This window comes from Labilibaculum sp. (assembly GCF_963664555.1).
Taxonomy (GTDB): Bacteria; Bacteroidota; Bacteroidia; order Bacteroidales; family Marinifilaceae; genus Labilibaculum.
Genome location: NZ_OY761461.1, coordinates 1,642,192 through 1,655,169, shown reverse-complemented (window position 1 = coordinate 1,655,169; position 12,978 = coordinate 1,642,192). Strand labels below are relative to the sequence as shown.

General features: G+C 37.0%; 5 protein-coding genes and 1 pseudogene. 4 read left to right on the top strand and 2 right to left on the bottom strand.

The window, feature by feature from the left end; genetic code table 11:
* Nucleotides 1-14 precede the first annotated feature (14 nt).
* The 4 genes and pseudogenes from istA to ACKU4N_RS06495 all read left to right on the top strand — a co-directional run.
* Nucleotides 15-1,325 carry an IS21 family transposase gene (gene istA, locus ACKU4N_RS06510; protein WP_321321758.1) on the top strand — a complete coding sequence of 437 codons (1,311 nt, stop codon included), beginning with the start codon at nucleotides 15-17 and terminating at the stop codon, nucleotides 1,323-1,325.
* Nucleotides 1,309-2,480 (top strand): IS3 family transposase gene (locus tag ACKU4N_RS06505; protein WP_321316928.1). Its coding sequence is split into 2 segments (ribosomal slippage): nucleotides 1,309-1,555 and nucleotides 1,555-2,480, totalling 1,173 coding nucleotides; the frame shifts between segments, so codons are not numbered across the junction. The genes istA and ACKU4N_RS06505 overlap by 17 nt, the downstream gene beginning before the upstream one ends.
* 364 nt (nucleotides 2,481-2,844) lie before the next feature.
* The gene (gene istB / locus ACKU4N_RS06500; protein WP_321321757.1) at nucleotides 2,845-3,564 is read left to right on the top strand and encodes an IS21-like element helper ATPase IstB; all 720 of its coding nucleotides are present in this window, start codon (nucleotides 2,845-2,847) and stop codon (nucleotides 3,562-3,564) included.
* Between the two features lie 86 nt (nucleotides 3,565-3,650).
* A pseudogene (locus ACKU4N_RS06495) lies at nucleotides 3,651-3,890 on the top strand (transposase); the annotation flags it as partial.
* A 264-nt stretch (nucleotides 3,891-4,154) separates the two neighbouring features.
* Here the strand turns inward: ACKU4N_RS06495 and ACKU4N_RS06490 are convergent.
* Complete coding sequence (locus ACKU4N_RS06490) at nucleotides 4,155-4,517, bottom strand: hypothetical protein (protein ID WP_321321755.1); 363 nt, start codon at nucleotides 4,515-4,517, stop codon at nucleotides 4,155-4,157.
* Between the two features lie 298 nt (nucleotides 4,518-4,815).
* Nucleotides 4,816-12,939: a SprB repeat-containing protein gene (locus ACKU4N_RS06485; protein ID WP_321321754.1), complete on the bottom strand. Its 8,124-nt coding sequence runs from the start codon at nucleotides 12,937-12,939 to the stop codon at nucleotides 4,816-4,818.
* Between the last annotated feature and the right edge of the window lie 39 nt (nucleotides 12,940-12,978).

The window sequence follows — 12,978 nt, the reverse complement described above, 5'->3', positions numbered from 1 at the left end:
TAAAACGAATGCAGATGGCTGGAAAACCAAAACCTATGAGTCAGATCAAACAATTACTGCGCTTGCATCAGCAAGGAAGCCCAAAGAAAACCATAGCCAGGGATCTGGGTGTAAGCAAGAATACCGTGAAGGCGTACCTGGATAAACTATCCCGATTGAAAACGGATGTTGACAGCCTGTTGTTGCTGGATGATCCCGTATTGGAAGCCAGGTTTCATCCCGGTAATCCAGCCTATAAGGATGAACGCTTTGAGCATTTTAAGGGAAAACTGAATTACTTTACCAGTGAACTGAAACGTACCGGGGTTACCAGAAAGCTATTGTGGGAAGAGTACCGTCTGGAGTATGCCCAAGGCTACAGCCATACTCAGTTCTGCCATCACCTGTCACAACATTTGATTGCTTCCAAACCTTCAATGGTGTTGCAGCATCAGGCAGGCGAGAAGCTTTTTATTGACTTTGCCGGTAAAAAGCTAAATTATGTGGATGTGCAGACCGGAGAAGTAATCCACTGTCAGGTCTTTGTGGCCTGTTTGCCTTATTCAGACTATAGTTTTGCCATGGCCGTAAAGAGTCAAAGTGCTGGTGATTTTTTATACGCTCTGGGATGTAGTCTGGAATACTTTGGAGGAGTCCCTCAGGTACTGGTACCGGATAACCTGAAGGCGGCCATCGTAAAAGCCAGCAGGTATGAACCCGATGTTAACCGGGCAATGGAGGATTTTGCCAACCATTACGGCACCACTGTGATTCCTACACGGGCACGCAAACCAAAGGACAAGGCACTTGTTGAGAACCAGGTTCGGCTGATCTACACAAGGATTTATGCAAAAATACGGAACCTGCAGTTTTTTAGTCTGAAAGACCTGAATCAGGCCATCGGCCAGAAGAACCGCGAACACAACCAGACCCGTATGCAGCAGAAGCCTTACTGCCGTGAAGAGCGTTTTCTCGCCGATGAGAAGCATCTGCTCAGCAGCTTACCGGAACAGCCTTTCGAGCTAAAATACTACCGGACACTTAAGGCAGCCAAGAATAATCACGTCTACCTGAGTGAAGACAAACACTACTATAGTGTGCCATTCGCCTACATTGGAGTGAAGGTAAAGGTCATTTACACCCGCGCCATGGTTTACATTTATGCCAAAGGCAAACAGGTGGCTGTGCACATACAAAGCTACGGTAAGGGAACCTACAGTACCGACCGGGAACACTTGTGTTCCGCCCACAACCATTACCTGGACCGAAGTCTGGACATGCTACATTTGTTGGTACAATGGTTACGCCCGAAATTCTTATATTTAAATTATGGCGAAACATTATGAAACAGAATTTAAGTTGATGATTGTGAATCTACTTAAATCGGGACAAAGCGCGAAGCAAGTGTCTGAAGATTACGGATTAAACGACAGCATGATTCGAAGATGGCGAAGAGAAACATTAAGCAATAAAGAATCTTTCACAGGAAAAGGTAATATTTCTTTAAGTCCGGAACAGCAAGAGATATCCCAGTTAAGAGCAGAATTAAAAGAAACTAGATTAGAACGTGATATATTAAAAAAGGCGGTCAGCATCTTCTCCAAGAGCGACAATTGATCTATAATTTTATGGATAAGCATAAAAAGATATATCCTGTTGGGAAGATGTGTAAGCATTTAAAAGTAAGCCGGAATTCATATTACCACTGGAAGTCAATTAAACTTACCAAAAAGAAGTACTCAAGAAAAGCGATTCTGGTAAATGAGATTAAAAAGATATTTAAAGACAGTAGACAAACCTATGGAAGTCCGCGTATTCAGGTTGAATTGGAGAAGATTGGATATAAAATATCTAGAACTTATGTTGGTAAACTAATGAAGGCAGAAAACATTCGGTTCAAGCCTAAAAAGCGATTTATTAATACAACTTACTCTAAGCATGGTTATAAGATTGAAAAAAACACTCTTGACCGGCAATTTAAAGTTGAACAGCTAGGTAAAGTATGGGTATCTGACATTACTTATATTAGAGTTAATGACAAGTGGATTTACCTCACAACGATGATTGATTTGGCGGATAGACAAGTTGTTGGTTGGTCGTTAAGTAAAGATATGACCTATGAAAACACGGTTCTTAAGGCATGGAATATTGCACGTAAGCGAAGACAAATAATAGATGGATTTATTCTTCATTCGGATAGGGGCGTTCAATATGCCTGCAATAAAATAAGGGATATTTTTATGGATAATGATAAGATAAACAGAAGCATGAGCAGAAAGGGAAACTGTTGGGATAATGCCGTAGCTGAAAGCTTTTTTAAAACGATCAAGTCGGAAATGATATACCGAAACAAGTTTAAATCATTTACTCATGCATATAACCATGTATACGATTACATCGAAAATTGGTACAATGTTAAAAGAATACACTCTAGTTTGGGATATAAAACACCTTTAGAAAAAGAAATTGAATTAAGAGCTTATTATAAATTAGCGGCCTAATCTTTTTGTACCATATTTTGTTGCAATTCCAGTCCCGGGTACTATCTTCGAAAAGCTCAGACAGGCTGTCCTGAACTCCATGAGTTAATCAGTATGGTCTTTAAGCAGAATAAGCATCCCGAACAGCTGTACCGGACCTGTGACGGACTCTTGAACCTGCATAGAAAAACCAATCCGGAAAACTTCAGGAAAGCCTGTAAGGTGGCCTTGAAATACGAGATCTGTTCGTACAGGTTCTTGCTTAATGTGATCAATAACAAAACCTCAGACATGATAGATCAGATAAATAAACCGGCTTTACCCGAGCACCGGAATATCCGCGGAAAAGCCTATTACTCACAATCCACACTTAAATTGAATAGCTATGATGCAAATTGAAACCCAATTTAAACAATTACGACTGCATGGAATGAATCGAACCTGGATGGCTCTGCAGGAAACCAGAAGGCACCACGAACTCTCCCTGAGTGAAGGACTTGAAATACTACTTCAGGCTGAACAGCAGGACAGAGAGCAAAAGCGCTTCGAGCGACTGGAAAAGAATGCCCGTTTTCGTTATCAGGCATCTATCGAAGAGCTGAAGATGGAGGTTGCCAGAGGAGTAGATAGGACTCTGATTACAAGCTTGGCGACAGGCGATTACCTGTCGCGTGGTGAATCCGTACTAATCACAGGAGCCACTGGTTGCGGAAAAAGCTTTTTAGCTTCGGCACTTGGTCATCAGGCGTGTGTGCAGGGCTTTAAAGTTGCCTACTACAACACGCAAAAGCTGTTGCAGAAAACCAAAGTAGCCCGCTTCGAAGGAACCATATACAAGTTCTTTGAAAAGGTGGCCAAAACGGATCTGCTAATACTCGATGATTTTGGACTCTCTCATTTGGAACAGCAGCAACAGTTGGATCTGATGGAGATGATCGAGGACCGGCATGGAAAAGCCTCCACTATTATCGCCAGTCAATTGCCCGTGGCCAGCTGGTTCGACATCATTGGAGAGGAAACCATAGCCGATGCAATTCTGGACCGTCTGGTACACACCTCATACCGAATCGAATTAAAAGGAGAAAGTTTAAGAAAAAAACGGTAATATTGTCAGACCATCAAGTTCTTTGAACCTCAATTCTGTGAGGGGTCAGTATCACCCGGACAAGGGGTCAGCATCACCGGAATATGCAAAGCATGAGCAGAAAGGGAAATTGTTGGGATAATGCCGTAGCTGAAAGCTTTTTTAAAACCATTAAGTCGGAAATGATATACCGAAATGAGTTTAAATCGTTTACTCATGCATATAACCAAGTATACGATTATATTGAAAATTGGTACAATATTAAAAGAATACACTCTAGTTTGGGATATAAAACACCTTTAGAAAAAGAAATTGAATTAAGAGCATATTATAAATTGGCAGCCTAATCTTTTTTGTACCAAATTTTGTTGCAATTCCACATCCCTAATTGACCGAAGGGCGTAAGAAATGTCAAGCTTTTTGTTGGATTTTTATACTTCCCCCAAATAATTAGGATTAAAAATCCATCAAAACTTTGTACAAGCTTGACTTGTTGATGTAATCGCAATGTTCATGCGTGATAAACAGATGAAGGAGATACAGATGGAGGAAATATCTTTGTTTATCAGGGAGAAGGATTTCTCAACTAAAAAGCATTTGACTTAAAATCCTTATTCTATCACATCCATATAATTTTGCAGAACGGAAAAACAGTTTCGAAGCTCCTTTAAAAGCTGTTGAAATACCATCTGATCTGCCGCCAGCGGATGGTAGATCTGTTGGCTGTTGATGGCTTTAGAAACCTGATTGAGATTGAGGTCATAATCGAGCTTTTTGATAATGATCACAAACTCCCTACTAACCTCTACTTTTTTGATCTCTCTTCTTTTGACCAACTTGGCTCTGCAAAAATCACTCAGGTTTCGATAGCCTTCCTCCCTACATCTTTCCACAAGCAATTTCTTCTCTAATTTCGTCAGGCGAACCCTAACTCCATCTTCCAATTTATCATGTTCTTCTAATTTTGGTCTCATATCTATTCCTTTTTGTCTGTAGGACAATCAAGCTTTTCATCCTGGGATGAAAAGTCCCTGCCGGAAGGCACAAGAGTTTTTGTGGAACAAAAACACATCTTGCATGCCCCTCTTAACATTTTACACTCCCCTCTTTACATTTTATAAATTATCATTATTCACCAACAAATCAAAATCTAATAAAATTGTTTTTTTGAAGATCATAACAGGGAATATTACCTCAAAAATAATCCCACTTCAAACAAATATTTAAAGTGGGATTATTAATTAAAATCATTAAGAAACTTTTAAAATCAATTTAGTACACAAGGAATCTCAGTACTCGTCTTTCTTTTCCAACTATAATTACAACTGCATACACATTGTTTGGTCTAAATATGGATCTATTATTGAAATCGAATTGATAAACCGCATTATTATGTCCTTCATCTGTATCTATTTTAAGAGCTCTTTCTACATCATATATTTCCAAGCTCACGTCTGCTGTTTTGCTCAAGAGAAGCTTTAAATGGAAATCGCCCCTATTTGGATTAGGATATAATTTTGCCTCAGTTATATAAACTTGATCAGGCTGAATAAATCCTGCTTTCCGTTTAGTACTGTTGCTTTCAACCCTAACTTGCTTTTCCATATAGTCACTGCATTCATTTTTAAAAATGGACATGCCAATTGTGTGGTTTCCCGCTTCCAGTACTCTCAACCAAATTGATGCCTCTTCTCTATTCACCACTTCTAATCCGTCTGGAAAATGCCATTTTACCGAATCGGGTTGCTCCCATGAAATATCAACTGCAACAATAGTATCGCCAACAATGGCCTCAACAGGTATAATAAAATCAGCCACTACTTCATAATCAAGAAATGTTATTGCAAATTCGTGCTCTGCCTCACATCCTTTTTCTGTTGTTACAACCAATCGATAATCCCCTTCTTCATTGAGTTCTACCTCGTTGTTAACGCTAAATTGATTGCCTCCAAAAAACCACTTGCTTGAAGCTCCATCCACTCCAGAATTTACTGTTTCTGTTTGATTCCGGCATAACACATACTCGTAAGGCAATTCTATCTTAACGGGCACCGGTGCACTCAATTCGGCCTCTAAAGTTTTTTTACAGACATTTGCATCAGTAACCTCTATTTGCAAGTCCCCAGCTCCTAAATTAGGAAACCATCCGTTAATGTTTGATTTACCATTTAAATTATAGATATAGTCAGGACTTCCTCCAACAGCAGTCAACAGAATACTTCCATCATCAATTCCAACACAATTTGGAGATTGTAAACTACTCACATATAATTCCAATTCTTCCGGGCCCGTAATTTCATATTCTGCCTCTGCAAAACAATTGTTTGCATCACTAACAACGAGCGAATACTTCCCTTTTCCCAATTGCTTGATTTCTCTTGGATTTAAACTTTCGAGGCCTTTCCAAATCACATCATATGGCTCTGTTCCATTTGTTATATCAATAGATATTTCCCCATCTGTGGATTCATGACAACTCACTTCTTTCAAGTCTATCAAACTAATTTCAGGGCCACTCTTTTCTACTATTGAAAATGATTGTGAAGCTACACATGAGTTGGCATCAGTAACTTCAATTTTATAATTACCAGTTGCCAGAGTGTTTGGTTGTAATTTGTTAGCCGGATAAAAATCACCCCAATTGATATAATATTCCGGCGTACCTCCTGTTATTTCAATCTTCACAGAACCGTTACTACTGTTACAGGTACTATGTGTTAAATCTGACAATTCTACCTTAAGGTCTTCCGGTTCATCAATATCAATATATTGATTTTGAATATTACCCAACTTATCTTTTACAAAAACACGGTAATTTCCGGCTTTTAGATCCGTAAATTCATTCGATTTAGAAAAATCTACCGCATAATTAATTGCATAGGTATAAGGTGCAGTACCCCCAGTTGCGCTAACCCTTACACTACCACTTTCATCGTTAAAGCAAAGACAGTTACTCTTCTCTAATTCCATCAAAATTTCGTCAGGCTCTTCAATTACCACTTCTATTGAATCTTTTACTCCTTTACTATCTTTTACCCGTAGTTGGTACAATCCGGCTTTTAAATTTTCAAATTTACTGGTCACTAACCAAGCCCCCTGATTTAAAGAAAATTCATATCCCGGCCAAACGGCATAAGGCCATCCACCAACAGCTGAAACTTCCAACACTCCATCTTCAGCTCCATAATAACTGGTCTTAACAGGATTGGCAACAATAGTTAATTTACCTCCTGGCTCCATTACACCAGCCGTCTTCTTCAAACCATTCGCAACTCCAAACTCATTATTACCATAGGGACAATTGTTCTTATCCCAAACTTCAACAGTATACTCTCCAGCATAAAGCTCTTCAATTTTTTTAAACGTACCATTTGAGTATTTTTCACCTTTGTGATACCATTGGTATCGATAGTCTCCATTTCCACCACTAACTCTCGCCTGAACTGCTCCATCATTATTTCCAAAATCAGTAACGCCCATCACATCAAAATCGATGGCCATTTCGGCAGGTTGCTGTAATTCTTCCTCTTGTTTGTAGTAACAGCCTAAATCATCAGTTATTTCGAGAAGGTATTTGCCTTTGCCTAACCCATCCTGATTCCATTCCTTACCCGTTGTACCATTTCTAAAATCCTGCTCATCTTTAGAAATAATAAATGAGTAGTTTCCCGAAGCACTTGTTCCACCTAATACTTCACTCGTCCAAAATCCATCTTTTGCTTCGTAACATTCCGGAATAACAGAATTAAAACTTTCAATATGCAACCAATCTGCTTGCTCCAAATGTTGTTTATTTCGTTCTGTTATACAACCATTAACATCAGTTACCCTGATAATGTATTCCCCTGTCTCCCGTTGAATAAATGTTGCATTTGAGATCCCTCTAATTGAATCCAACCGATCTTTTGCTTCGGCAAGTGGCACCTTATTTAATAGAAAATCATAATAGCCTCCTGAATAATTTACACCTCCTATTGCCTGCACCTTTATTTCACCGTCTGTTCTTTTCGAAATATCCCCCATGTCCTTTGCGTGACATGTTGGTATTGTAAAAGCAACATCTGTAATTTGCAAAGAATCCGGTTTTACAAGCGTTACTATATTGCTAACAGAACACCCATTATCATCAGAAACTATATAGCTGTACATTCCGGCATCTAAATTTTTAAATGCAAGATTTTTCCCAGCAATAATATTTCCTAACTGATGATTTTCATGTTCATCTGATTGTACGATTTTATATTTGGATGCATTCGTAATTGGCAATCCGCCATAAGGAGTGATCTTAACTGAATCTTTTAAATAAGAACATCTGATTTCGAACCCGCCTTCGTAATGCGATGTTTCAATATCAAATTTAAGTACTGTTGGTTCGGTTAATACCGTATCCTTTACATACTCATAAGCTTTAAACTGATCAGTAATGCTTACTTGATATTTGCCTGCTGGTAAGTCGTTAAAAATTACCTGCTCATCACTTATGTCAGTAAAATCCTTCTCGATTCCCATTCCTTTTAAATGAATGCTGTAGGGAGAGATACCACCAAAGGCTTCTACTTTAATAGTATCTGTTGAGCCATGACAAGAAATTCCGAATCCATTGTGGTCAGACATATCTAAATTTGCACTTATAGGTTCTGGTTCTTTCAAGCTAATATTATCTGTAGCAAAACAGCTGTTACTAAATGCTCCTATTACCTTTACATGATAAATACCAGCAGGTAGATCTTCAAAAAATGTTTCATCATTGGATACTTTGGTTGCAATTAGAGTATTGCTTTCATCCAGTAATTCAAATTTATAAGGAGTTATTCCCCCTGTAGCCTTTGCCCAAATACTATCTGTACCATTAAAGCATTTGATGTTAAAATTGTCTGATTTATATGTATTATTTGATAGCTCCAAAGTTAATTTTGATGGTTCGATTAATATTGGATCGTAATTATATACACAATCATTCGCATCAATTATATTGAAAATTGGGTTTGTTCCTGAAATAATAAAATCAACAGAACTCCCGGAATTAGTAATTTTCTTTGATTCACCATCATATGTTATTTGATAGGGTGGAATTCCTCCTTCAACAGACACTTCTATACTTTGAGTTTCACCAAAACAAGTATAATTGAAATCCACTCCTGTTCTACGGTCTTCAAATGTTTCAATAAAATGACTAGAGATAATATTGGTTGGTTGATTTAATTGAAAAACACCTTGATCTGACGTACATCCACGACTATCTGTTGTTAAAATCGTATAGCTACCTGCACCCAAATTATTAGTTGGAATTAATAAATCTTCCGCAACATTATTTATCACCTGGAATAAATTTCCATTTTTATTTATTAGAACATCGTAATTTGCCGTTCCTCCATTTACCTTTATATTAGTTTTATCATTGAATCCAAAGCATCTAAAATCAGCAACACCTCCTTCTTTCAGTATATCTATACCTAACACATTCAACTGATTAATAATGAAATCGGGCTCCTTTAATTCTTTTTCCAATTGGTAATAGCAACCATTATCGTCTGAAATCTCCATTATATATTTGCCGGCTGCTAAATTGTTTCGGTTAAACGTACTTCCAGTACTGCCTCCTACACCATTTATTTCATAAGTATATTGACCCGTTGCAGTTGTTCCTCCCAGAATCTTACTTTCCCAGTGACCATCGCTGTAATCAAAACATGTGGGTTCAGTCACCATCATTTTACTTACATCCAATATTAATAAATCTGGTTGCCCAAGTTTTTTTTTGGTTTCTTCAACTTTACATCCATTCCCGTCTATTGTGATAAATTTATATTCTCCCTCCACAAGAGAATTAAATACTGGTGAATTTCCATTCACTTCAACTTTACTAACATCAGGTAAGACTCCATCCGATTGATAGATATTGGTTTTATAGCCGAGAGTTGCTCCTCCGCTAATCGTAAGCTCAATTTGTCCGTCTTCCTTTTTAGATTTATCTCCCATGTCGAATTCGTTACAAGATGGGATTTTAATAGCTCCAAAATTAATTGTTAGTTCTTTTGGTTTGGTTATATCTATCGATTCCTCAATAAAACAACCATTAAGATCACTAAGTTTATATGTATAAAATCCTTCTTCAAGATTATCAAATGTAGTTTTGCTAACATCTTCCTTTTTTACATCTGATTTCAAATCACATTTCTGAACTATTGTGTAAGTTGAACCAACTCCTCCATCAGGTTCTACATTAACATATCCCAATAAATCTGAACATTTTATTTGATAACCACCTTCATAAGTTGTTGTGGCAAGATCTAATGTTAAAGCTTCAGGTTCTATTAAATCTACTTTGCTGTTAAGCTTAATATTGTAATAATCTGTTAGAGTTAAATCATAAGTCCCGGCAGGTAATTCATTAATATACTTCTCTACACTAACTAAATTAGAAAATGACAAAGACACACCACCATTTACAGTTAAAGCATAAGGGGGAATCCCTCCCGTAGGCTTTACAGTAATTGCACCTTTTGAATCCTTACATGCAATATCATATCCATTTGTTTTATGGTATGTTATTGGCAACTCTAATTTGGCTGGTTCCCTCAATGTGATAGCTGAATTTGCTGTACAGGAAGCATACTTCCCATTAACAATAGCTTTATAGGTACCAGCAGTTACATTAAATGTATTCACACTCAAGTTAGAGGATCTATTCTCTACAAAATTCCAAACTCCACTTTTATCATCATATTTCTGAAAATTAATATTATATGGAGTAATCCCACCTTCAATAATTACATCCAACTTATCGGTACCTCCATTCTTTTTGATATGGTAAATTTCTCCCGTGCCAGAAGTAAATTTATTTGGAATTATCTCAACCGTCAACTTTTTCGGCTCTTTTAAAGTAAGATTAAAATCAGGCTCACATCCCAATGCATCTGTAATAATGATAATAGGTGCTGTACCTTGCACATCAAACTCAGCAACTCCTCCAGAATTACTTATACTCTTTTTGGCACCATCATAGCTTAACACATAAGGATTAATTCCTCCACTAACCCGAAGTTCAACTGTTTCATAATCTTCAAAACATTTGTAATTAAAACCTGAATAGTCTGCATACTTAGGAGTTACAACCAAAGATTCAGTCTGAATCAATTTAAATTCCTTTTCAACAATTAAAGGACAATTATTCGCATCAAACACTTTTAAAGTATAATCTCCAGCTTTTAATCCTCCTATTACAACTTCAGTCTCTTTGCTAATATTAGTTTCTGACTTTGGTGTTAACATTGGACCAATAAGAGTATACGAATAAGGAGGTGTTCCTCCCTTAATCATGAATTTCACTTCCCCGTCTTCTGCTCCATTACAACTAATATGAATTTCTTTACCAATTACCTTTTTCGTTCTTTCAAAATCATAAATTTCAACAGCTTCGTTTTGTTCAAATGTTCTTTCAATATTTGAAGAACACCCATGATTTTCTTTTACATAAAATACATGTTTGCCTGCATTCACATCAAAATCAATCAATTCATTCGAAATAGGTGAATTACTATCAATTTTCTTATCTAATTCAAATTGATAGGTGCCACTCCCCCCTTGTGCAGATACTTGAAAATTAGTAGTACCCCCAAAACAAGAAATTATTGGAAGATTTTCATTTGCGACAAAAAATTTAAACTCAGCATCTCTTGACAGGACAGCAATCCCTTGACCTATACAACCTGCAACATCTTCTATATACAAAGGGATATCCTTCCCTTTACCATAATCTGGCAATTCTAAAGTATTGGCTAAAACTCTGGGGCTGGTTCCAATATTTTCATTATTCAAACTATACTTATAGCCGCCAAGCCCACCTTTAGCGGTGATATTGTCTATAGCAACCACATATTGATCACATTTACCGTTGGAAATAAATAGGGCATTATTAATCAACTGAATTTCATTATTTTGAGCAATAGTAAAACTAATTGTATCATGCCCTACCATAAAACGATTTTGAACACCAACGTGCTTATTAAAAAAATCAGTTGTATCTACGGTAGTATTGATAAATAGATTATTTACAACAACTTCATATGTTCCTGCCTCTAAATCTTTTATTGTAATTTCTTTAGGTTGACCTAATACATCATCATCTAAACCTTTATGAATTGGACCTTGAACAAGGCTCTGCGAATCTTTGATGACTAGAATTCTATATCTATCTACTCCCTTACCAAGATCACCATCAACTTTAAAGGTTACTTCTCCATTACTTCCTCCTGCACAGGTAACTATTTTTTTATCCGAGTCTAAAATTGGCTGTATTTTTGGGAAATGAGGAAAAACATCTACTATTGCAATTGTTGCATAATCCAAACTTTTCAACGTAGCCTTCCCTGTTGTTTCTACATAACTGTATGCAACAAATTTGTAATTTTTAGTGAATCCATCAAATTCAGGTATATTGTAGGTAAGAGTTGAACTATTCGTTTTATTGGTATTTGATGTTTTATCCTTAGGATAATCCCATACAATTTCCTCTACATCTTCATAAATTTTAGCGAACTGCATACATTGCTCATCACAAGAACCATCTCCTATGGGTATTATCTCTTTTTGAAGAGAAGTAGATCTTTGAGCACTTAAATCCCCTCCAGAATTATCACAATCCATTATACAATCGTTGTATTTCGTCCAATCTGTCATTCCAGTTGGTTTGCTGTATGTTCTGGTTTTTCCATCAACATTCATCTGCCACTCGTATTTGATATTCCCTCCAAGATCCTGACTTGAAATAACAAGTTCACTATCCTCTTCCGTAATCCTAGAAATTATTTTCTCTATTGTAGGTGCAGGTGGCGTTATGGAATATTCTAATTCAACAGCCCAATTCGCCCCATCTCCTATTTTGGGACTTATTTTATGCCACCCGGGACTAGGATCATTTTTGATTATGTCCCATATATCCAATTCAATACTTCTATAGTAACGCTTTTTCCCACTATGCAAAGTAGTCTTACCTTGCCACTCCCATATTTCGAACTCGAAACTAACCTTATTGTTATTTATTCCAAAGTAGCTCTTCAAAGTAGTGTCAGTGTCCGATAGGTTATATTTACTTGAATGAATACTTATTGGCAATCCCATGTTTAATCCAGTCCAATCTTCCCAATCTGGGGGATTATCTGAACAAGTTCCGGTCACATATTTAGATTCGAAATAATCTCCAGTTCCATATTTCTTATTAATTCTTAACTTATTATCTGGGGTTCCATCCTTATTCTCATTAACCAATTTGGCTTCCAATCGACTTACAAAAATTTTTATCTCCACCTCCCCATTATACTTCAAGCCTTGCGCCTTTACCGAAAAGCTCCCCAATAAAAAAACAAGTATAAAAAACAGTAAAAATCTCAATTTCATAGTAATGGTTTTATGGATGATAAAATGATCTGGTATCTG

Coding starts and splice junctions, on each gene's coding strand:
- ACKU4N_RS06490 (WP_321321755.1), bottom strand. CDS start 4,517: ATGAGACCAAAATTAGAAGAACATGATAAATTGGAAGATGGAGTTAGG.
- ACKU4N_RS06485 (WP_321321754.1), bottom strand. CDS start 12,939: ATGAAATTGAGATTTTTACTGTTTTTTATACTTGTTTTTTTATTGGGG.
- istA (WP_321321758.1), top strand. CDS start 15: ATGGCTGGAAAACCAAAACCTATGAGTCAGATCAAACAATTACTGCGC.
- istB (WP_321321757.1), top strand. CDS start 2,845: ATGATGCAAATTGAAACCCAATTTAAACAATTACGACTGCATGGAATG.